General features: G+C 69.2%; 21 protein-coding genes and 1 tRNA gene. 13 read left to right on the top strand and 9 right to left on the bottom strand.

Features of this window, described 5'->3' with window-relative positions; genetic code table 11:
• Positions 1 to 55: 55 nt before the first annotated feature.
• The 4 genes from BLR04_RS28805 to BLR04_RS28820 all read left to right on the top strand — a co-directional run bounded on the left by BLR04_RS28805 (position 56) and on the right by BLR04_RS28820 (position 7989).
• A complete protein-coding gene (locus BLR04_RS28805; protein ID WP_425413457.1) occupies positions 56 to 3469 on the top strand; it encodes a replicative DNA helicase in 3414 nt (1137 codons plus the stop codon).
• A gap of 89 nt (positions 3470 to 3558) precedes the next feature.
• Positions 3559 to 7113: a DNA polymerase III subunit alpha gene (gene dnaE / locus BLR04_RS28810; RefSeq protein WP_090771101.1), complete on the top strand. Its 3555-nt coding sequence runs from the start codon at positions 3559 to 3561 to the stop codon at positions 7111 to 7113.
• The gene (locus BLR04_RS28815) at positions 7110 to 7445 is read left to right on the top strand and encodes a DUF6300 family protein (protein WP_090771103.1); all 336 of its coding nucleotides are present in this window, start codon (positions 7110 to 7112) and stop codon (positions 7443 to 7445) included. Before dnaE ends, BLR04_RS28815 begins: the two co-directional genes overlap by 4 nt.
• Before the next feature lie 97 nt (positions 7446 to 7542).
• On the top strand, positions 7543 to 7989 hold the full coding sequence (locus BLR04_RS28820) for a universal stress protein (protein WP_090771105.1): 447 nt from the start codon (positions 7543 to 7545) through the stop codon (positions 7987 to 7989).
• A 10-nt stretch (positions 7990 to 7999) separates the two neighbouring features.
• On the opposite strand, the gene soxR is transcribed toward BLR04_RS28820, so the two are convergent.
• Together soxR and BLR04_RS28830 are read right to left on the bottom strand one after the other, a co-directional pair.
• Complete coding sequence (gene soxR, locus BLR04_RS28825; protein ID WP_090771106.1) at positions 8000 to 8485, bottom strand: redox-sensitive transcriptional activator SoxR; 486 nt, start codon at positions 8483 to 8485, stop codon at positions 8000 to 8002.
• A gap of 9 nt (positions 8486 to 8494) precedes the next feature.
• Positions 8495 to 8926, bottom strand: coding sequence for an Lrp/AsnC family transcriptional regulator (locus tag BLR04_RS28830; protein ID WP_090771185.1), 432 nt, complete (start codon positions 8924 to 8926; stop codon positions 8495 to 8497).
• A gap of 57 nt (positions 8927 to 8983) precedes the next feature.
• Between BLR04_RS28830 and BLR04_RS28835 the strand changes: the two genes are divergently transcribed.
• The 4 genes from BLR04_RS28835 (at position 8984) to dnaN (ending at position 13330) form a co-directional block, all read left to right on the top strand.
• On the top strand, positions 8984 to 9889 hold the full coding sequence (locus BLR04_RS28835) for an SMP-30/gluconolactonase/LRE family protein (protein ID WP_090771108.1): 906 nt from the start codon (positions 8984 to 8986) through the stop codon (positions 9887 to 9889).
• A gap of 53 nt (positions 9890 to 9942) precedes the next feature.
• Entirely contained in the window at positions 9943 to 11367 is a 1425-nt protein-coding gene (locus BLR04_RS28840; RefSeq protein WP_090771111.1) for a sensor histidine kinase, read from the top strand.
• The gene (locus BLR04_RS28845; RefSeq protein ID WP_090771112.1) at positions 11367 to 12017 is read left to right on the top strand and encodes a response regulator transcription factor; all 651 of its coding nucleotides are present in this window, start codon (positions 11367 to 11369) and stop codon (positions 12015 to 12017) included. The genes BLR04_RS28840 and BLR04_RS28845 overlap by 1 nt, the downstream gene beginning before the upstream one ends.
• A gap of 215 nt (positions 12018 to 12232) precedes the next feature.
• Complete coding sequence (gene dnaN, locus BLR04_RS28850; RefSeq protein ID WP_090771114.1) at positions 12233 to 13330, top strand: DNA polymerase III subunit beta; 1098 nt, start codon at positions 12233 to 12235, stop codon at positions 13328 to 13330.
• 231 nt (positions 13331 to 13561) lie between these two features.
• On the opposite strand, the gene BLR04_RS28855 is transcribed toward dnaN, so the two are convergent.
• The 5 genes from BLR04_RS28855 to upp all read right to left on the bottom strand — a co-directional run bounded on the left by BLR04_RS28855 (position 13562) and on the right by upp (position 17543).
• Positions 13562 to 14236: a FadR/GntR family transcriptional regulator gene (locus BLR04_RS28855; RefSeq protein WP_090771117.1), complete on the bottom strand. Its 675-nt coding sequence runs from the start codon at positions 14234 to 14236 to the stop codon at positions 13562 to 13564.
• 93 nt (positions 14237 to 14329) lie between these two features.
• Complete coding sequence (locus BLR04_RS28860; RefSeq protein WP_090771119.1) at positions 14330 to 15673, bottom strand: helix-turn-helix domain-containing protein; 1344 nt, start codon at positions 15671 to 15673, stop codon at positions 14330 to 14332.
• 96 nt (positions 15674 to 15769) lie between these two features.
• On the bottom strand, positions 15770 to 16303 hold the full coding sequence (locus tag BLR04_RS28865) for a PH domain-containing protein (protein WP_090771121.1): 534 nt from the start codon (positions 16301 to 16303) through the stop codon (positions 15770 to 15772).
• A gap of 253 nt (positions 16304 to 16556) precedes the next feature.
• Positions 16557 to 16781 (bottom strand): hypothetical protein, encoded by a 225-nt coding sequence (locus BLR04_RS28870; RefSeq protein ID WP_090771123.1) that lies wholly within the window; start codon positions 16779 to 16781, stop codon positions 16557 to 16559.
• Between the two features lie 123 nt (positions 16782 to 16904).
• Positions 16905 to 17543 carry a uracil phosphoribosyltransferase gene (gene upp, locus BLR04_RS28875; protein ID WP_090771125.1) on the bottom strand — a complete coding sequence of 213 codons (639 nt, stop codon included), beginning with the start codon at positions 17541 to 17543 and terminating at the stop codon, positions 16905 to 16907.
• A gap of 244 nt (positions 17544 to 17787) precedes the next feature.
• Between upp and BLR04_RS28880 the strand changes: the two genes are divergently transcribed.
• The 5 genes from BLR04_RS28880 to BLR04_RS28900 all read left to right on the top strand — a co-directional run bounded on the left by BLR04_RS28880 (position 17788) and on the right by BLR04_RS28900 (position 19982).
• Complete coding sequence (locus tag BLR04_RS28880) at positions 17788 to 18303, top strand: tRNA adenosine deaminase-associated protein (protein ID WP_425413458.1); 516 nt, start codon at positions 17788 to 17790, stop codon at positions 18301 to 18303.
• An 18-nt stretch (positions 18304 to 18321) separates the two neighbouring features.
• Entirely contained in the window at positions 18322 to 18798 is a 477-nt protein-coding gene (locus tag BLR04_RS28885; protein ID WP_090771127.1) for a tRNA adenosine deaminase-associated protein, read from the top strand.
• The gene (locus BLR04_RS28890) at positions 18795 to 19250 is read left to right on the top strand and encodes a nucleoside deaminase (protein WP_342672312.1); all 456 of its coding nucleotides are present in this window, start codon (positions 18795 to 18797) and stop codon (positions 19248 to 19250) included. The genes BLR04_RS28885 and BLR04_RS28890 overlap by 4 nt, the downstream gene beginning before the upstream one ends.
• 10 nt (positions 19251 to 19260) lie before the next feature.
• A tRNA-Ser gene (locus BLR04_RS28895) sits at positions 19261 to 19350 on the top strand.
• Between the two features lie 224 nt (positions 19351 to 19574).
• Complete coding sequence (locus BLR04_RS28900) at positions 19575 to 19982, top strand: peptidase inhibitor family I36 protein (protein WP_090771129.1); 408 nt, start codon at positions 19575 to 19577, stop codon at positions 19980 to 19982.
• A 69-nt stretch (positions 19983 to 20051) separates the two neighbouring features.
• Here BLR04_RS28900 and BLR04_RS28905 read toward each other — a convergent pair whose 3' ends face one another.
• Both BLR04_RS28905 and ypfJ read right to left on the bottom strand, forming a co-directional pair.
• Positions 20052 to 20345: a type II toxin-antitoxin system VapB family antitoxin gene (locus tag BLR04_RS28905; protein WP_090771131.1), complete on the bottom strand. Its 294-nt coding sequence runs from the start codon at positions 20343 to 20345 to the stop codon at positions 20052 to 20054.
• A 76-nt stretch (positions 20346 to 20421) separates the two neighbouring features.
• Positions 20422 to 21375 carry a KPN_02809 family neutral zinc metallopeptidase gene (ypfJ, locus tag BLR04_RS28910; protein ID WP_090771133.1) on the bottom strand — a complete coding sequence of 318 codons (954 nt, stop codon included), beginning with the start codon at positions 21373 to 21375 and terminating at the stop codon, positions 20422 to 20424.
• Positions 21376 to 21430 lie beyond the last annotated feature (55 nt).

Genomic DNA, 21430 nt, shown 5'->3' on the forward strand with positions numbered 1-21430 from the left:
ACCCCGGTCGACTACAAGTGGGGGTGGTGCGACCGCCTGGTTGTGAGGGGGCGTCGTGAGCATTGACGAAGAGGGCGGCGGAAGCCCCGGATTCGAGCGGACACCTCCGCACAACATGGAGGCGGAGCAGTCGGTCCTGGGCGGCATGCTGCTGTCGAAGGACGCCATCGCCGACGTCGTCGAGATCCTGCGCTCCGACGACTTCTACCGTCCCGCCCACCAGATGGTCTACGACGTCATCACCGACCTCTACGGTCGAGGCGAGCCCGCCGACGCGGTGACGGTCTTCGACGAGCTGCAGAAGCGCGGCGAGATGGCCCGGGTGGGTGGCGCTGCCTATCTGCACACCCTCACCTCGGTGGTCCCCACCGCCGCCAACGCCGGCTACTACGCCAAGATCGTCCGTGAGCAGGCGATCCTGCGCCGCCTCATCGAGGCCGGCACGCGCATCGTCACCTACGGCTACGGCGGCCAGAACGAAGAGGTCGACGACCTGGTCGACCGCGCCCAGGCCGAGATCTACAAGGTGACCGAGCGGCGCACGTCGGAAGACTACGCGCCGCTGGCCGACATCATGCCGGGAGCGCTCGACGAGCTCGAGGCCATCGGCAGCCGCGGCGGCCAGATGGTCGGCGTGCCCACCGGGTTCCAGGACCTCGACGCCCTCACCAACGGCCTCCACCCCGGCCAGATGATCGTGGTGGCCGCCCGTCCGGCCATCGGCAAGGCGCTCGCGCTCGACACGCCGCTGCCCACGCCCACCGGCTGGACCACGATGGGCGAGGTCGAGGTCGGCGACCAGCTGATCGGAGCCGACGGGCGCCCCACCCGGGTGGTCGCGGCGACCGGCGTCATGCACGGCCGGCCGTGCCACGAGGTGGCGTTCGACGACGGCACCGTCATCGTCGCCGACGCCCAGCACCAGTGGCGCACGACCGCCGACGGCGTGGTCACCACCGAGGCGCTGGCCGCCGTCCTGCGCGCCGGCGACCGGCCCGCGGTGGCCGTCGCGGCCGCCTTCGACCTCGCCGAGCGCGACCTGCCGGTGGCGCCGTACGCGCTGGGGGTCGATCTCGCCGGCGGCGCGGACACGAACGACGCGGCGTACGGAGCCCGCCACGGCCGGGTGGCCACGCTCACCCGGCGGCGCATCCCGGCGACCTACCTGCGCGCGTCGCGGCAGCAGCGGTCGATGCTCCTCGCGGGCCTGCTGGAGGTCGCCGGCCGTGTCGGCCCCGACGGGCTGACCAGGCTCGTCCTCGACGACCGCGAGCTCGCCGGCGACGCCCTCGAACTCGTCCTGAGCCTCGGCCACCAGGCCACGCTGCGCGGCAGCGTCGCCGGCCACGTGATCGTCTTCGCCGTGTCCGGTGAGGTCGCCACGAACGCGCGGGTCCGTCACGTCGTCGACGTGCGGCCGGTCGCGTCGCGCCCGGTCCGGTGCGTCGAGGTCGACAACGCCGACCACATGTACCTCGCGGGCCGGTCGTGCGTGCCCACCCACAACAGCACGCTCGGGCTCGACTTCGCCAGGTCCGCCGCGATCAAGCACGGCATGACCACGGTCATCTTCTCGCTGGAGATGTCCCGCAACGAGATCACCATGCGACTGCTGTCCGCAGAGGCGCGCGTGGCCCTCCACCACATGCGCTCGGGCGTGATGAGCGACGACGACTGGACCCGCCTCGCCCGCCGCATGAGCGAGGTGGCCGAGGCCCCGCTGTTCATCGACGACTCGCCCAACATGTCGATGATGGAGATCAGGGCCAAGTGCCGGCGGCTCAAGCAGCGCAACGACCTGCGGTTCGTGATCATCGACTACCTCCAGCTGATGAGCTCGCCGAAGAAGACCGAGAGCCGCCAGAACGAGGTCTCGGAGATCTCGCGTGCCATCAAGCTGCTGGCCAAGGAGCTCGAGGTCCCCGTCATCGCGATCTCGCAGCTCAACCGTGGCCCCGAGCAACGCACAGACAAGCGCCCACAAGTAAGCGACCTTCGCGAATCGGGTTGCCTGACGGCCGACACCCGGATCCTTCGGGCCGACACGGGTGCGGAGGTGTCACTGGGTGAGCTGTTGGCGTCGGGCGCGCGCGACATCCCCGTCTGGTCTCTGGACGACAGGCTGCGGCTCGTGCCGCGCACCATGACCCACGTCTTCCCCAGCGGCACGAAGGAGGTTTTCAAGCTACGGCTGACGTCAGGTCGGGAAATCACGGCGACAGCCAACCACCCATTCATGACCTACGACGGCTGGCGTCCTCTGGGAGAGATCGGCGCCGGCACTCGCCTCGCCGTTCCTCGTCACGTCCCCGCCCCGCAGAATCTCCAGGAGTGGCCCGAGGAGGAGGTGATCCTTCTCGCGCACCTGATCGGAGACGGTTCGTTCGTCAGGAGACAGCCGATCCGGTACGCGAGCAAGGACGAGGCGTGCCTTGAAGCCGTCACGAAAGCCGCCACGCATTTCGGGGTCACCGCGGTTCGAGACGAGTACGCAGCCGCGCGCGTGACCACGCTGCGGCTTCCCGCCCCGTACCAGCTCACGCACGGCAGACGCAACCCCATCGCCGCCTGGCTTGACGGCCTGGGGCTGTTCGGTCTCCGGAGCCACGAGAAGTTCGTCCCGGAGGGGATCTTCGCCCTGCCGAAACAGCAAGTCGCCTTGTTCCTCCGACACCTGTGGGCGACCGACGGATGCGTGTGGTGGGACGAGAAGCAGAACCAGGCGCGGATCTACTACGCTTCCACGAGTCGCCGCCTGGTCGATGACGTGGCCCGGTTGCTCCTCCGGTTCAACGTGATGGCGCGCATCAAGACCACGCAGAAGGGCAACCATCGGCCGGGATATCACCTTTACATCTACGGTTCCGAGAACCAACTGCGGTTCCTGGAGACGATCGGCGTGCACGGCCAACGGGCCGATCATGCTGCGCGCTGCATGCCGGCGTTGCTGGCGGCCAAGAGCAACACGAACCTGGACACGGTCCCTCGTGAGGTCTGGGATCACGTCCGCGACGTTCTGGCGGAGAAGGGCATGAGCCATCGGGCGTTCTCCGCCGAACTGGGCACCCAATTCTGCGGCAGCACCCTATGGAAGCATGCGCCGAGCCGGGCGCGCCTGGGTCGGGTGGCGGCGATCCTGGACGACGCTCAGATGGAAATGCTGGCGACGAACGACGTCTTCTGGGATGAAGTCGCCTCGATCGCGAGCCTGGGCGAACAGTCGGTCTACGACGCGACCGTGTTGGGCACCCACAACTTCGTCGCCAACGGCATATCCGTCCACAACAGCATCGAGCAGGACGCCGACATGGTGATCCTGCTGCACCGCGAAGACGCCTACGAGCGTGAGTCGCCGCGCGCGGGCGAGGCCGACCTGCTCATAGCCAAGCACCGTAACGGCCCGACCGGCACGGTCACCGTGGCGTTCCAGGGCCATTACAGCCGGTTCGTGGACATGGCCCAGCACTGACCCCCTCCGCCGGAGAAACGCTTCCGGGAGCCACGGGCAAGGGCTAGGCTCGGGCGATCATTCGGCGGCCACGGGAGTCAGGGGGACGCGTGCGCGACTCGTTCGTACACCTGCACGTTCACACCGAGTACAGCATGCTCGACGGAGCGGCCAAGATGAAGCCGCTGGTCGCGGAGGCTGAGCGGCTCGGGATGCCGGCGATCGCGATGTCCGACCACGGCAACATGTTCGGGGCGTACGAGTTCCAGTCGGTCGCGCGGAACAGCCCGGTCAAGCCGATCATCGGGATCGAGGCGTACGTCGCGCCCGCGTCGAGGTTCTTCAAGAAGCCCGTCTTCTGGGGGTCGCGCGCGGAGACCGGCGTCGCCGACGTCGAGGGCGGCAAGGACGTCTCCGGCGGCGGCCGCTACACCCACATGACGATGTGGGCCAAGGACGCCGACGGGCTGCGCAATCTGTTCCGGCTCTCCTCGCTGGCGAGCTTCGAGGGCTACTACGGCAAGCCGCGCATGGACCAGGAGCTGGTCTCCCAGTACGCCGGCGGCATCATCGCCACCACCGGCTGCCCGTCCGGAGTGGTGCAGACCCGGCTGCGGCTCGGCCAGTGGGACGAAGCGGTCAAGGCCGCCGGTGAGTACCAGGACATCTTCGGCAAGGAGAACTACTTCCTGGAGCTGATGGACCACGGCATCCCCATCGAGCGCGAGGTCCGTGCCGACCTGCTCAAGCTGGCCAAGCAGCTCGACATCCCGCTCCTGCTCACCAACGACTCGCACTACGTGACCGAGGACCAGGCCGACGCGCACGACAGCCTCCTGTGCGTCGGCGTCGGCAAGAACAAGGACGACCCCAACCGGTTCAAGTTCAACGGCAGCGGCTACTACCTCAAGACCGCCGACGAGATGCGGGCGCTGTTCCCCGACATGCCTGAGGCGGCCGACAACACACTGCTGGTCGCCGAGATGGTCGGCGACTACGGCGAGGTGTTCGCCGAGGTCAACCGGATGCCCGACTACCCCGACGTCCCCGAGGGCGAGACGCAGGAGTCGTGGCTGCGCAAGGAGGTGGAACGCGGCCTGGTCATGCGGTACGGCGAACCGGTCCCTGCCGAGGTGCTGGAGCGGTACGAGACCGAGATGAAGGTCATCGGCCCGATGGGCTTCTCCTCGTACTTCCTCGTGGTCGCCGACATCTGCCGGCACGCCCGCGACAACGGCATCGCGGTCGGCCCGGGCCGAGGCTCGGCCACCGGGTCGATCGTCGCGTACGCCACCCGCATCACCGAGCTCGACCCGCTCGAGCACGGCCTGCTGTTCGAGCGGTTCCTGAACCCCGAGCGCATCAACCCGCCCGACGTCGACCTCGACTTCGACGACCGCCAGCGCGACCGCATGGTGGCGTACGTGACCCAGAAGTACGGCAGCCCCATGACCGCCCAGGTCAACACGTTCGGCACGATCAAGGCCAAGGCCGCCGTCAAGGACGCCAGCCGGATCCTCGGCTACCCGTTCGCGGTCGGCGACAAGATCACCAAGGCGATGCCGCCGGACGTCATGGGCAAGGGCGTGCCGCTGGCCGACCTGTTCGACGAGGACCACCCTCGCTACAACGAGGGCACCGAGATCCGCGCTCTGTACGAGTCGGACGTCGACGTGCGCAAGGTGATCGACACCGGTCGCGGCATCGAGGGGCTGATCCGCGGCACCGGCGTGCACGCGGCCGCCGTCATCCTGTCGTCCGACCCGTTGCTCGACCTCATCCCGATGCACATGCGCGACAAGGACAAGGTGATCATCACCGGGTTCGACTACCCGTCGTGCGAGTCGATGGGCCTGGTGAAGATGGACTTCCTGGGCCTGCGCAACCTGGGCATCATCGACCACGCCATCAAGATCATCAAGCAGAACCGGGGTGTCACGCTCGACACCCTGGAGCTGCCGCTCGACGACGCCAAGACGTACCAGCTGCTGGCCCGCGGCGACACGCTGGGCGTGTTCCAGCTCGACGGCGGCCCGATGCGCCAGCTGCTGAAACTCATGGAGCCGACCCGGTTCGAGGACATCGCCGCCGTGCTCGCCCTCTACCGTCCTGGTCCGATGGCGGCCAACGCGCACACCAACTACGCCCACCGCAAGAACGGCCGCCAGGACATCGAGCCCATCCACCCCGAGCTCAAGGTCGCGCTGGAGCCGATCCTCGGGCCGACCTTCCACCTGCTCGTCTACCAGGAGCAGATCATGGCGGTGGCTCGCGAGCTGGCGGGCTACTCGCTCGGCGGCGCCGACCTGCTGCGCCGCGCGATGGGCAAGAAGAAGCCCGAGATCCTGGCCAAGGAGTTCGCGAACTTCCAGGCGGGCATGCGCGGCAACGGCTACAGCGACGAGTCCATCCAGGCGCTGTGGGACGTCATGCTGCCGTTCTCCGGATACGCGTTCAACAAGTCGCACACCGCCGGGTACGGGCTTGTCGCCTACTGGACGGCGTACCTCAAGGCCAACTACCCCGCCGAGTACATGGCGGCGCTGCTCACCAGCGTCGGCGACGACAAGGACAAGGCGGCCGTCTACCTCGCCGAGTGCCGCAAGATGGGCATCCAGGTGCTGCCGCCGGACGTCAACGACTCCCACCTCGACTTCGTCGCGGTCGGCGACGACAAGGTGCGGTTCGGGATGGGCGCGGTCCGCAACGTCGGCGAGAACGTCGTCGACGGCATCGTGAAGGCCCGCGCCGACAAGAGCGCCTACCGCGACTTCAACGACTTCCTCGACAAGGTGCCGCTCGCCGTCTGCAACAAGCGCGTGATCGAGTCGCTGATCAAGGCGGGCGGGTTCGATTCGCTCGGTCACCAGCGCAAGGCCCTGCTCATGGTCCACGAGCAGGCGGTCGACTCGGTCATCGACATCAAGAAGAACGAGGCCCACGGCCAGGACTCCCTGTTCGGCGGTTCGGACGACGACGGCGCGGGCGAGATGTTCTCCGTCCAGATCCCCGACGACGAGTGGGACAAGAAGACCAAGCTCGACTTCGAGCGGGAGATGCTCGGCCTGTACGTGTCCGACCACCCGCTGGCCGGCACCGAGCGTCTGCTGGCCCGCAACCGCGACACCACCATCGCCGACCTGCTCGACAGCGGCCGCGACGACCGCGGCGACGTCCGCGTGTGCGGCCTGATCACGAAGGTCGACAAGCGCGTCAACAAGGCGGGCAACGTGTGGGCCATCGCGACCGTGGAGGACATGGACGCCGCCGTGGAGTGCCTGTTCTTCCCCAGGTCGTACGAGCTGTACGCGCCGGAGCTGCGCGAGGACGCCGTGGTGTCGGTCGCCGGGCAGATCAACAACCGCGACGGAGCCATCTCGATCTTCGCGACCGAGCTGACCCCGATCGACGTGTCGGGGGTCAGCAGCGACTCCGGCCACCCGGTCACCCTGCAACTGCGCGAGGAGCGCATCAACCAGCGGCTCGTGGAGGAGCTCCGCTCGGTGCTCAGGCAGCACGAAGGCCCGGTTCCCGTCCTGGTCAACCTGCGTCGTACGGCGGGCAAGACGGTGGTGCTGTCGTTGCCGGGCTTCCGGGTCAACCCCGAGCCGGCGTTCGCCGCCGACATCAAGCAGCTGTTCGGGCCGGAGGCGATCTCGCTGTGACCGGGCGGCGGATCGAGATCGTCTCGGGTCCTGAGCCGCCCAGGTGCCCCCGCTGCCGGCGGGAGGGGCTGCTGCTGGCGCGCGTGCCGTACGGCTGGACGAACGCCGGCGGCGTCGCGGTGCGCGGCCGGGGCGAGGTCGTGCTGTGCGCCGCGTGCGACGCCGACGCGGCGCGGGCGGCCCCGCTCATCACGTGGTTCCACGTGCACGCGACGGTCGAGCCCGCCGACAGCGAGGAGTTCCTCCAGCTCCTGGCGGCGTGGGCCGACGAGGTGTCGGTCCCGCCGCTCGACAGGAAGCGCTGGGAGGACGAGATCGAACAGCTCACATGACAGACGTGTGGGTTGTGACGAAGCAGACAGCGGCCGCCGGAATCAGGGCTGATCGTTTCGGTGCTCTACGGGAGGAACCGAAGCTAAGGGGAAGCTCATGACCATTTTGGTTGCCTATGACGGTTCGGCGGACGCCCGCGCCGCGATCGAGACCGTGGCCAAGCATCTCGCGGCCGAGCCCGTGATGGTCGTCACGGTGTGGGAGCCGCTGCTCGTCCAGCTGAAGAAGTACCCGACCGCGGTGGGCATGCTCAACCCGGCCACCGAGGAAGAGGCCCACGCCGAGGCCGAGCGGCACGCCAAGGAGGGGGCCGAGCTGGCGGCCGCGGCCGGCCTCACCGACGTCACCCACCGCGCGGTGGCCGACAACGAGTCGATCTGGAAGACGATCGTCGACGTGGCCGACGAGATCGACGCCTCGCTGATCGTGACCGGCTCGCGTGGCCTGGCCGGCGTCAGGTCGGTGCTGCTGGGCAGCGTCTCCAACCACGTGCTGCACCACGCGCACCGGCCGACGCTCATCGTCCCGCCGTCGAAGGCGTGACGGCGCAGTTCTAGGACTGGCAACTCTGAGGAGGGCACAGCCGGGTGTCGATGCGCCGCGCACCCGGGCCCTCGTCGCCGAGCCGGTCGTGCGGGTTGGCCACCGGGCACGACTCGAGCGACAGGCACCCGCAGCCGATGCAGTCGGTGAGGTCGTCGCGCAGCCGCTGGAGCTGCAGGATGCGGTCGTCGAGCTCGGCGCGCCAGGCCGCCGACAGCCGGGCCCAGTCGGCGCGAGTGGGGGTGCGCTCGTCGGGCAGCTCGGCCAATGCCTCGCCGATGACCTTCAGCGGGATGCCGATGCGCTGGGCGAGCTTGATGAAGGCCACCCGGCGCAGGCTGTCGCGGCTGTAACGGCGCTGGTTGCCGGCCGTGCGCCGGCTCTTGATGAGCGCCTTGGACTCGTAGAAGTGCAGGGTGGAGACGGCCACGCCGCTGCGCTCGGCGAGCTGGCCGACCGTGAGCTCCTTGGCGTTCCAGGCAGCCTTCGTCGTCACACCTCGACCTTACGTGAGGGTTCGTTCGAAGAACGTCTCCAGGACGACGGCCGACCGCGTCCCGGACACGCCGTCCACCTCGAAGACCCGGCGCAGGACGTCCTGCAGCTCACGCGTGGCCGACGTGCGGACCTTCAGCAGCACCGAGGCCTGCCCCGCGATGACGTGGGCCTCCTCGATATCGGGGATCGCCGCCAGTGCCGCGCCGCTGTCGCCCATCCACGTGTCGCTGTCGACCAGCACGTACGCCGTCACCGTACGCCCGAGCGCCGCCTGGTCGACCTCGATCGTGGTGCGCCGGATCACCCCGCGCTCGCGCAGCTTGCGTACGCGTTCGTGCGCCGCCCCGCTGGACAGCCCCACGGCCTGCCCCAGGGTCGCGTACGAGCGGGTCGCGTCGTCCTGCAGCAGGCTGATCAGTGTTCTGTCGATCTCGTCCACCACCGAATACTATCTGGCAGTACAGCGGGAAGATCGAATGGCGTATGGTGTGGCGCTATGGACACCATTGTCACGGAATTCGAGGTGCTGGACGAGCGGTTCGCCCACGTCGGCGGTGACGGCCGGATCGAGGTGCTCCACACCGGCGCCCGGTGGGCGGAGGGCCCCGTCTACTTCCCGGCCGGCCGCTTCCTCGTCTGGAGCGACATCCCCAACGACCGGATGCTGCGCTGGGACGAGACGACCGGCGCCGTCGGCCCGTTCCGCAGCCCGGCCGGTTACTCCAACGGCAACACCCTCGACCGCGAGGGCCGGCTGGTCACGTGCGAACACGGCAACCGCCGCGTCACCCGTACCGAGCACGACGGCTCCATCACCGTGATCGCCGACCGCTGGCAGGGCAAGCGCCTGAACAGCCCCAACGACGTCGTCGTCCGCTCCGACGGCTCCGTCTGGTTCACCGACCCACCGTACGGCATCCTCAGCGACTACGAGGGGCACGCCGCCGAGCAGGAGATCGACGGCTGCCACGTCTACCGGGCCGACCCGGTGACCGGCGAGGTGCGCGTGGTAGCCGGCGACTTCACCCGGCCCAACGGCCTCGCGTTCTCGCCGGACGAACGGCGCCTCTACATCGCCGACACCCACACCGGACGCCTGCGGGTGTTCGACGTGACCGACGACGGCACGCTCACCGGCGGCGAGGTCTTCGCCGAGGCCGGTGACGGGCTCGACGGCCTGCGGTTCGACGCCGCCGGCCGGATCTGGGCCGCCGCCGGCAAGGCCGTGCTCTGCTTCGACCCCGACGGCACACTGATCGGCCGGCTCCGCCTCCCCGAGCGCACGGCCAACCTGGTGTTCGGCGGCCCCAAGCGCAACCGCCTGTTCATCACCGCCTCCACCTCCCTCTACTCCCTCCTGACGAACGTCACCGGCACACGCCCGATCTGGGCGTCCCGCTGAAGGTGTACCTGGATGCAGTGACCGGCATGTCCTGATGGGTCAGACTGGTGCGTATGCTCCGGAGGTACGGTCAGCTCGCCGTCCTGCTCGCCCTCGTGGGCGTGCAGGCGCCGATGATGGTCGGCACCGCCATCACGCTGCTGCTGACGTTCACGCTGGGGATGGTCTTCCTGTTCTCCCCGCAGGTGATGGCGGTCAGGCGACTCGCGCAGCGGCACCGGCGGCTCGTCGGTGACTGGACGGGCACGCCGATCGAGCCCCCCTACCGGCCCGCGCCGCCACCACCCGTGCGGCAGGCCGACGGCATGTACCGGTCCGACCGCACGCTTTACACCACGCCGCGCGTCCCGGCCTGGAACAACCGGTGGAGGTGGCTGATCAGCGACCCGGCGACCTGGCGCGACACGCTGTGGCTGCTGCTCGACCCGGCGGTGAAGGTCGCGCTGGTGCCGCTGTTCGTGCTGCTGCCCGGCCGCGGCCTGCGCGTCTACGCCCACTGGGTCGACCTGGTGCTCGGCGCGACCGCCGCCAGCCGCCTGGCCGGCCAGGTGAGCCACCTGCAGCGTACGCGTGACCTCGCGGCCGACTCCCAGGCGGCCGAGATGCGCCGGATCGAACGCGACCTGCACGACGGCACGCAGGCCAGGCTCGTGGCCATCGGCATGACCCTCGGCGCGGTCGAACAGCTCGTCGACACTGACCCGAACGCCGCGAAAGCGCTGCTCGCCAGGGCCAGGGACGCCTCCTCCGAGACGCTCGTCGAGCTGCGCCGGGTGATCCGCGGCATCCACCCGCCGGTGCTGGCCGAACGCGGCCTCGCCGACGCCGTGCGCGCCCTCGCCATGGACAGCCCCCTGCACGTCACCGTGGACGTCGACCTGCCGCACCGTCCGGAGGCGCCGGTGGAGGCCGCGGTCTACTTCGCCGTCAGCGAGCTGCTGTCGAACGCCGCCCGCCACGGCGACGCACGCACCGCCACCGTGGACATCAGCGCCAACGGCGCCGTACTGCGGGTCACCGTCACCGACGACGGGCTGGGCGGCGCCGACCCGGCCGCCGGCAGCGGCCTGGCCGGCATCGAGCGGCGACTCGCCGCCTTCGACGGCGTGCTCGCCGTGCACAGCCCGCCGGGCGGCCCCACGACGGCGACCATGGAGCTGCCGCACGCGCTGCCGGGGGCGGCGGTCGAGGCGTCACGGATGCCGCGCCGGAAGGTGGCCCTGGTCGTCCTCCTCTGGGGTACCGCCTGGTGCCCCACGTTCCCGCAGGGCATCGTGGCCGGCATCTTCAAGATCTTCGACCTCGAGAAGCCCGGGTGGTTCCTCGGCCTGCACCTGCCCGAGCCCTACCAGTGGCCGGTGATCCTGGGGATGATCACGCTCGGGGTCACCATGCACGTCGCGGCCATGCGCATCGTGGCCGCGTACAACCGCGAGCACTGGGCCCCGGGCGCCGTACCCTGGGCGAGGGGCTGCTGATGCTCCGCGTCCTCGTCGCCGAAGACCTCTACCTGCTCCGCGAAGGGCTGGTGCACCTGCTGCAGGCGCACGGCTGCATGGTGGTCGGAGCCGTGGAGACCGGCCCCGAGCTGCTGAAGGGCCTGCTGGAGCTGCGCCCCGACGTCTCCATCGTCGACGTACGGCTGCCGCCCACGTTCACCGACGAGGGGCTGCAGGCCGCGCTCGAAGCCAGGAGGCAGGTGCCCGGCCTGCCCGTCCTCGTGCTGTCCCAGCACGTCGAACAGCTCTACGCCCGCGAGCTGCTCGCCGACGGCTCCGGCGCGATCGGCTACCTGCTGAAGGACCGCGTCTTCAACGCCGCCCAGTTCATCGACGCCGTACGCCGGGTGGCCGCGGGCGGCACCGTCATGGACCCCGAGGTGATCGCCAAGCTGCTGGCCAGCAACGCCCGGCACGAGCCGCTGGCCGGGCTCACGCCGCGCGAGCGCGAGGTGCTGGAGGCGATGGCCGAGGGGCGCTCCAACGCCGCCATCTCCCAACGCCTCTACCTCAGCGAGAGCGCCGTGGCCAAACACACAGCCTCCATCTTCACCAAACTCGGCCTGGCCCCCTCGGAGGACGACAACCGCCGAGTCCTGGCCGTACTGGCGTACCTGAACAGCCGCTGACCCACCGCCGCCCCGCCACGACGACCCTCGCCCTGGCAGGGCACTGACGGAGGAGGCGATCGGCGCCGGCGCCGTGCACGCGAGGTGTAGGTGGGACCGGTTGGCGGCGGCCGTTGCGTGCCGGCTGTCCTGACGTGCGTGAACGGTGGGGCCCGTTCTTGTCGGTGGCACCGGCTATTTTCATAGGGCACGGCGCAACGAAGAGGTGGTATCAGGTGAAAATCCGGGTTAACCGCGATGTTCTGGCCGATGCGGTGGCATGGGCCGCTCGCATCCTGCCGAGCCGCCCCGTCGTCCCCGTCCTGTCCGGGTTGCTGCTGGAGGCGGGTGACGACCTGACCGTGTCCGCGTTCGACTACGACGTCTCCGCGCGGGCCGCGATCGACGCCGACGTCGCCGAGGAGGGCAGGGTGCTGATCCCCGGGCGGCTGCTCGCCGAGATCAGCCGCAGCCTGCCGGCCGACGACGTCGAGATCCTCACCGACGCCCAGGAAGCGGTGCTGACCTGCGGCAGCGCCGAGTTCGGCCTGATCACGATGCCGGTCGAAGACTTCCCGACGCTGCCGACGATGCCGCCGGTCGTCGGCGCCGTCGGCGGCGGCGTGTTCGCCTCCGCGGTCAATCAGGTGGCGCCCGCGGCCAGCCGCGACGACACCCTGCCGATGCTCACCGGCATCCGGGTCGACATCGACGGCGACGCGGTGGCCATGGCGGCGACCGACCGCTACCGCATCGCGGCCCGCGACTTCACCTGGCGTCCGGCCGCTCCCGGCGTCGCCGTCTCGGCCATGGTTCCGGCGAAGGTGCTGGTCGAGGTGGCCAGGTCGCTGCGCGGCGGCGAGGTGTCGGTCGCGATGGGCGACGGGGTGGCCGGGTTCGAGAGCGTCGGCCGCAGCACGACCGTGCGCCTGCTCGACGAGCAGTTCATCGACTACCGTGCGCGGCTGACGTCCGACTGGTCGATCAGAGCCGACGTGGCGGTGGCGCCGTTCGTCAGCGCGATCAAGCGGGTGGCGCTCGTCGCCGAACGCAACACCGCCATCCGGCTGTCGTTCAGCCAGGGTCAGGTGCTCATCCAGGCGGGTGGGAGCGACGTCAGCCGCGGTGCCGAGGTGGTGCCGTGCGAGCTGCGCGGCGACGACCTCCAGATCGCCTTCCAGTCGCAGTGGCTGCTCGACGGCCTCACCGGCATCGAGTCCGAGCTCGCCCGCATCAACATGGAGTCCCCGACGCGCCCGGCCCTCATCCAGGACGTCCCGGGCGACGCCCAGCCGGTCTTCCGCTACCTCGTCATGTCACTGCGCCAGACCTGAGGGAGACCGACGCCGGATCTGGCGCCCAGGCGCCAGATCCGTCTGAGCCGTCGAGGGCGCCTGCGGGTCCAGGCAGTGAGCCGGCCAGGGTGCCTGCGGTCCAGATACCAGATCCGCGTGAGCGGGAGAGGGTGCCTGCGGTCCAGGCAGTGAGCCGCGAGGGTGCCTGCGGCCTTTTTCGAGTCGAGCCCAGCGCGGGCGCCCTGTGGTTCGAGGCGCCCGCGGGAAGCCTCAGGACTCGGTGAGGGCGATGAGGATGTGTTCCATGCAGGCGTGGCCCGCCCGCTCGGCCGCGGCCGCGTCGCCGGCCGCGATGGCGCGGGCGATCGCCTCGTGCGGGATGTAGTTCTTGTTCAGCGATGTGCCCGCCGCGGTGATGCTGGCCCGCAGCGCGGCGGAGAAGTCCTCGTACAGGTCGATCAGCACCAGGTTGTGGGTGGCGTGCGCGACCGCCATGTGGAAGGCGAGGTCAGACTCCACGAACCGGTCGGGGTCGTCGAGCTCCCAGGCCCGCTCGCGCTCGGCGAGCGCCGCCTCGATGCGGCGGATGTCCTCCTCGGTGCGCCGCGTGGCGGCGAGCCGTGCCGACTCGACCTCCAGCGCCCGCCGCACCTCAAGGATCTCCAACTGCTCGGCCTGGCGCAGCCGGCGCAGCATCGCGCCGGACAGCTCGCTCGTCGCCCGGACGTAGGTGCCGTCACCCTGACGACACTCCAGCAACCCGGCGTGCGTGAGCGCGCGTACGGCCTCCCGGACGGTGTTGCGCCCGACACCGAGCTGCTCAGCGAGCACGGTCTCGGTGGGAATCTTGCCGTTCATCTGCCAGGCTCCTGATGTGATCTGCTCCTTGAGCTGATCGATCACCTGGTCGACGAGCGAAGCTCGCTGCGCCGTACGCAGACTCACCGTTCGCCTCCTCCGGGAAAGCCAATCATCCTATGAGTCAATGATTGGCGGACTTACATTATTCCAGACGCTGTCTCTGGAACTCCCGGCAGGTCAGCGAGAAACGGTGGCGTCGGCCGTCACACCGGCCATCGCGGAACGCACCCCGGCCGCCTCGAGCGCCTTGCGGTACGCGACCGTCTGCTCCGCGCGGAGCCCGGCGCGCCCGTACAGGTCGCCCAGCTCACGCCAGCAGCGCGCGGCCGGACGGTCGGAGCCGAACACCGGCCGGTCGAGGCCGTCGAGCAGCGCGTGCGCCGTACGGAGGTGGTCGAGGGAGTCGTCGCCCTGGTCGAGGGCGACGGTGGCCAGCACGAGCCGGGCCTCGGTCTGCGTGGTGGCAGAACGGTCGTGGGTCAGCCCCAGTGCCTTGCCGGCCAGCTGGGCGGCGCCCACGAGCTCACCGGCCCGCAGTTTGACCCGCGCGTGGACGACCAGGCTCTCGCCCAGCTCGGCCGCGGTCGCCGGGAACGCCGTGAACACCCGTGCGGCACTTTCGACGAAGCGCTCGGCCTCGTCGGTCGACACCGTCGCCAGCCGCGCCCAGTGCAGCGCCGTACGGGCGAGCCGCAGCGCGATGCGTGACTCCCGGCCCGCCATGATGGCGTCGTCGGCCAGCCGTACGGCCAGCGCGGAGTCGTCACCCGCGGCCGCGGCCGTGCTCGCCTGCCACAGCGACCGGATCTCGGCGGAACGGTCCACAACCTCAGGAACGCCCGACCGGCCCAGCACCGTATGGACATAGGCCAGCTCGGGGGAGTCACTCTCGCGCTCGCCGCGCGACTCGACGATCGCGGCGGCCAGGTCGACGGCGATCTCGCCCTGCGTGACGGACAGCCGCTGGGCCTGCTCCAGCGCGTGGCCGGCCAGGTCGCGGGCCCGCAGCCGGTCGCCGGCCAGCTGGTAGCAGCGGCTCAGCGCGATCGTGAGCGGAAGGTCGGCCAGCCGCTCGGGGTGGGCCGCGGCCTCCCTGCGCAGCAGTTCGAACGCCTCCACCGCCTGCCCGAGCCGGCCCTGCGCCTCGAGGGCGCGAGCCCTGCCGAACCGCGCCTGCGCGGTCAGCATGGCGTTCTCCTCGTCGGCCGCCTTCACGATCTCGGTGAAGCGGTCGGCGGCGACGGAGGGGTCGCCGTGCTGCAGCTCAAGCTCGGCGTGCCGCAGCCCGAGCTCGGTGTCGATGCGCTGCCGAGGCTCGATGCCGTGCAGGAGGAACTCGGTGGTGCAACCGAGGCGTTCGGCCAGGAGCCGGGCCACCACGGGAGTCGGCGTGCGCTTGCCCGACTCGATGAGTGAGACATAACTGTCAGACAGGTCGGGTCCGGCCAGTTGGGCCTGGGACATCCGCCTGTTCAGTCGCAGTCCGCGGACGCGGTCACCGATGGTTCCCTGACTCGGCATCTCATCTCTCAAGGCGGGGGAGGGTCAACAACACGCAATGATTGCATGAAGTAGCCGAATCTGGTATCCCCACGTGAAGAATTTGCCACGCGAAGATTAATCGTCCCCGTCGTCCTTCCCGGGGAAAAGCATCTGGCAGACTTCGAGGTACAACGTCTCCGGGTACGGAATGTATCCGACCGTTGACAGAGCCTGGTCCTGACCGGCTGACTCGAGGATGAACTCACCGTAACCGAGCATGCGCCCGAGCAGAGATCTTTGGAAGCTCATGTCGGTGACCTTCGCCAATGGCATCATCGCGACCTTGCGCGTGATCAACCCGGTGGTCAACAACATTCGCTTGGAAGTCACCACAAAGTAATCGACCGACCACTCCGCGACTTTCCATACGAAGCGGATCAGCAACAGCAGCCAGAGCCACCACACGACGACGAGAGCCGTGCCGCCGGCCTGACTGCTGCCGAAGAACCTGCTGAGCAGGCCGGCGACGATCAGGCCGCCGAGCACCTCGGCGACGGGACGCAGCAGGACGGCGGGATGCCGCCGAACCATGATGACTGATTGCTCCTGGGGGAGGAGGTAGCGGTTGACCGACGATGGAGCGGAGTCCCCGTGGGTCACAAGTCTCATGAGAGGCTGTTCACGAATTGCGCCAGAGAGTCGGCTGCGTTGAACACCGTGTCGAACGCTCCCTTCACCGCGTCCGCGGCGTCAGCTGGTCGAGCGAACAGGTAGTACGCCACAAATGCGATACCACCGTATGTGAGGACTTTTTTGACCTGCACCGTCGGCCTCCGTGCCACTTACCCACTCCACCCGCCCACTACATTACCCACCCGAGTGTGCGGGTAAAGGTAAGTCGGCGGGTTAGTTCCGATCTTGGTCAGCCACGTTCGCTGGCCACGAGAGCCAGGACGTGAAGGTGCTTGCGCGCGATGCGTTCGACGAGGCTCGGGTGTGCGTATCCGGTGACCTCGAGCGCGCCGTAGTGCGCCGCCTCGACGCAGCGCGTCACGGTGGTCGCCGAGTGGACGCCGGCGAACTCGTCGCACAGCACCTCCTCGACCTCCGCGTACGGAGTTGGATCCGCCTCAGTGTGATCGCTCATCGTCGCCCCCCACGCGCATGCGGAAGTTGCCTTCCGGGCCTGTTCGTACCCACTCGACAACAGTATGTAACGAAGTGGTGACCCCATGTGACGGGAAAGGGATTTTTTGCGGCGATCGGTGCGTCAGACGACGCCGTAGAGACGGTCGCCCGCGTCGCCCAGGCCGGGCACGATGTAACCGTTCTCGTTGAGGCGCTCGTCGAGCGCCGCGGTGACCACGCGGACCGGCTTGCCGGAGCCGGCGAACACCTTGTCCATGTGGGCCAGGCCCTCGGGTGCGGCCAGCAGGCAGATGGCGGTGACGTCGATCGCGCCCCGGTCGAGCAGGAACTGCACGGCCGCCGCGAGCGTGCCGCCGGTGGCGAGCATCGGGTCGACCACGAAGCACTGCCGGCCGGACAGGTCGTCGGGCAGGCGGGTGGCGTACGTCTCGGCCTGCAGCGTCGACTCGTTGCGGATCATGCCGAGGAACCCGACCTCGGCGGTGGGCAGCAGCCTCGTCATGCCGTCGAGCATGCCGAGCCCGGCCCTCAGGATGGGCACGACCAGCGGGTACGGCTTCGCCAGCCGCAGCCCCCGCGCCGTGGCGACGGGCGTCTCGACGCTGACCTCGGTGACCCGCACGTCGCGGGTGGCCTCGTACGCGAGCAGCGTCACGAGCTCGTCGGCGAGCCTGCGGAAGGTCGGCGAGTCGGTGCGGACATCGCGCAGCGCGGTGAGTTTGTGGGCCACGAGCGGATGGTCGACGACCAGGGTTTCCATGAAAGGCAACGGTATCTTGTGCCATGCTCCGTCCGCACCCATGCCTACCTGCGCGAAATGTCCTCCGGCGCGTGCCGTACGTTGGGCGGGGCGAGGCCGGGGAAGGCTGAGCGCGTGGCGGGCGGTCCCAGGGCTTCGCGTCGCGGGTTTTGATCACAATTTGGTCGGAGAGGCCCACGCCGGATGGCGGGTTCTGAAACGATTGGGTGCTGGTGATATCTGTCGTGTCAACGGTCGGGTGGGGATGGCGATGACAGACGAAGACGCTCTCGACTTCGCCATCGTGGTCTATCGCGAGGACGACCGATGGGACGCCGAGCTGCTGCCCGTGGCGCTCACGTCCGATCTGAAGGGGCTCATCCACGCGCTGAGGCAGCAGCCGAGCGAAAGTGGCACGATCGGTCTGGTCGCGGTCGGCGACGAGTTCTTCGTGGCGCTGCGGGTCCTCGGCGAGCGGGTCGACGTGTTCCTGTCCGACATCGCCGCCTCGTGGGACTTCCCGCTGGCGCAGCAGGTGCTCGAATACCTCGACGTCCCCGTGCCGGACGAGGAGGAGCTCGACGAGATCCTCCAGGACGAGGAGACGGTGCTGCCCGCCGGAGATCTGTCGATCTTCGCCGATCTCGGGTTGGACGAGATGGAGCTGGGCATCCTCTCCGGCGACATCGACCTGCTGCCCGAAGACGTGTTGTCCAGCATCGCCGCGCGGCTGGGGTTCTCCGAGCCGTTCGAGCGGGCCATCGAATCCGTCTTCGGCTGACCCCCCTGGAGCACGGACATGGCGTCCAACACCTTCTCTGCGGCGTTCGTCAGGACCTCCGACGGTTGGAGCGGCGCCGAGGTCGACCTCGCGGACGCCGAGATCATCGACGATCTCGGTGACGCGGTCGCGGAGTCACTGAGCCTCACGGGAGACGAGCTGGCGCTGCTCTGCGTCGAGGTGGAGGACGAGTGGTTCGCCATCGTCCGCTACCGCGACGACGACGAGCCGCGGGTCTTCCTGTCGGACGCGCACGCGGTGTCGTCCGACCGTCTGGGTGAGCTGTTCGCCGAGTTCGTCGGCGTGGTGCCCGACAAGGAGGGCACCGAGCTCGGGGTGCGCCCGGCCGGAGACCTCGACCTCCTCAGCGACCTCGGCATGAGCAGCGAGGAGCTGCTGGAGCTCAGCATGGAGGAAGGCGTCCTCCCTGCCGACATCCTGTCGCTGATCGCCGAGCGGCTGTCGTTCGCCGACGAGCTCGACCGGCTCAGGTGACCGACGACGAGGCCATGCGCCTGGCCCTGGCCGAGGCGGTCGCGGCGGGCGAGCGGGGTGAGATCCCCGTGGGGGCGGTCGTCCTCGGCCCCGATGGCGAGGTGCTCGCCGCCGCGGGCAACGACCGCGAGTCCGCCGCCGACCCGACCGCCCATGCCGAGGTGCTCGCGCTGCGGCGGGCCGCCGCGCGCCGCGGCGAGTGGCGGCTGGGCGGATGCACGCTCGTGGTGACCCTGGAGCCCTGCACGATGTGCGCGGGCGCCGCGGTGCTGGCCAGGGTCGACCGCATCGTGTACGGCGCCACGGACGACAAGGGCGGCGCCGTGGGCTCGCTCTGGGACGTCGTCCGCGACCGCCGGCTCAACCATCGGCCCGAGGTCGTCATGGGCGTTCTGGCCGAGGAATCCGGCGAGCTGTTGAAGCGGTTCTTCGCCACTCGCAGGATCCGGTAAGCTCTGTCGCGGTGGTGTCGCCTAGTGGCCGAGGGCGCACGCCTCGAAAGCGTGTGATGGGGCAACTCATCCGTGGGTTCAAATCCCACCACCACCGCCAGACGATGTCTCAGGCATCGGAAACCCTCGAACCTCCGGGTTCGGGGGTTTCGTCATTTCCGGGGGCCTTTCCCGCGCGCGAAAACCCCGCACAGCGCTCGGTTTCGGGTTGTGAGCACTTTTACGCGGTGCGGTGAGCGGCTGCGTCGTTAGCGTCACTTCCGATCAAGGGACGAACGCCGCGGATCCACTCCACCGGCGGGGCTCCCGAAGCATGAGAAGTGAATGCGAGAAAGAACCGTGAAGAAGAACGCGTTGAAGGTGCTCGCCGCCGTAGCCGTAGTGGCCGCGGGCGGTGTCGCGCTGTCGCCGGCGGCGTCGGCCTCGACGGCGTCGTCACCGTGTCCGCACAACCAGATCTGCGTCTTCGAGAACGCCGGCTTCCACGGGGGCTACAAGTTCTACCACCGCGGCACGAACGTCTCGACCTTCAACACCCTGGAGCAGGTGTTCAGCAACCGGGTGCTCACCAACGACAAGATCTCCTCGATCGTCAACAACACGAACCGGTGGATCACGTTCTACAGTGAGGCCGGCTTCAAGGGCCGCTACCTGCGGGTCGCGCCGCACGCGTACGTGAAGGACCTCGACAGCTACCACTTCAACGACGTCATCTCGTCGCTGGACGGCTGACCCCGCGCGCCCGGTCTCAGGGCGCACCAAAAATGGGAGCCGCAGTTCGCGACTCCCATTTCCCTGTGTTCAGGGGAGTTCGAGGACTCTCGCGTGCAGGATCGAACGCTGGTGCAGCGCGGCGCGCAGGGCGCGGTGCAGGCCGTCCTCGAGGTAGAGCTCGCCCTGCCACTGGACGACGTGCGGGAAGAGGTCGCCGTAGAAAGTGGAGTCGGCGGCCAGCAGAGAATGCAGGTCGAGCATGGCTTTCGTGGTGATCAGCGAGTCGAGCCGGACCTGCCGTGGCGGGATCTGCGCCCAGTCCTTATGGGTCAGACCGTGGTCGGGGTAAGGGCGTCCGTCGCCGACAAGCTTGAAGATCACCCATCCGATTTTAGGAGAGAATCGGATTCCTTGCGCTGTCCAGTCCTCTTTTAGCAGGTCAGCGTGGCATCCAGGATCAGATCACGCCGGTGAAGGTGTCGCAGCGCTTGGGGTCGCCGGTCTCGTACCCGACGTTGAACCATCTCGTGCGCTGCTCGGAGGTGCCGTGCGTGAAGGCGTCGGGCGTCACGCGGCCGCTGGTGCGGCGCTGGATGGTGTCGTCGCCGACCGCCGCCGCGGCGTTGAGCGCCTGCTGGATGTCGCTCTTGGTGAACGGCTCCTCGTAGAAGCCGGTCCGCACCGCGTTGTGCGCCCACACGCCGGCGTAGCAGTCGGCCTGCAGTTCGAGGCGTACCGCCGGGCTGCCGGCGCCGGGACGGCCCTCCGGGTCGACCTTCTTCATGACGCCGAGGACGTTCTGGACGTGGTGGCCGTACTCGTGCGCGATCACGTAAGCCTGGGCGAACGGGCCGCCCTCGGCGCCGAAGTCGCGCTGGAGCGTGTCGAAGAACGACAGGTCGAGGTAGACCTTGCGGTCGGTCGGGCAGTAGAACGGCCCGGCGGAGGTGGCGGCGAAGCCGCAGGCGGTGCTGACCTTGCGGGAGAACAGCACGGTCCTGGCAGGGGTGTACGTCACACCGTCGCGCTCGGCCAGTTCCTGCCGCCAGTACGACTGGATGCTGTTGACCGTGCCGACGATGCGGCAGTCCTCCGACTGGTCGGCGTCGGCGCCGGTCCTGCAGCGTTCGGCGAGGTTGCCCGACGGCGTGGGCGCGGTGGTCGGGGGAGGGCTCGGCAGCCGTCCGCCGCCCTGCTGTCCGCTCTGGTCGCCGGTGAACGGAGAGGGGACCAACCCGAACAGGAAGAGCCCGGCCACGGCCAGGAGCACCAGCAGGCAGCCGCCCTTGCCGCCGATCGGCAGCATGCAGCCGCCGGGCATGCCGCCGGGGCCGCCGCGGGGTCGCCGGCCCGAAGCCCGGGCGTCTTCGACCTGCGAGGGGTCGAGTGGAGCATCGTCGTCGAACTGCATCTCGCGCCTCCCGATGCAGTTCTCCCCGGTGGGGGGACGGATACTCTGCGTAATG

This window comes from Nonomuraea maritima (assembly GCF_900100395.1).
GTDB classification, from domain to species: Bacteria; Actinomycetota; Actinomycetes; order Streptosporangiales; family Streptosporangiaceae; genus Nonomuraea; species Nonomuraea maritima.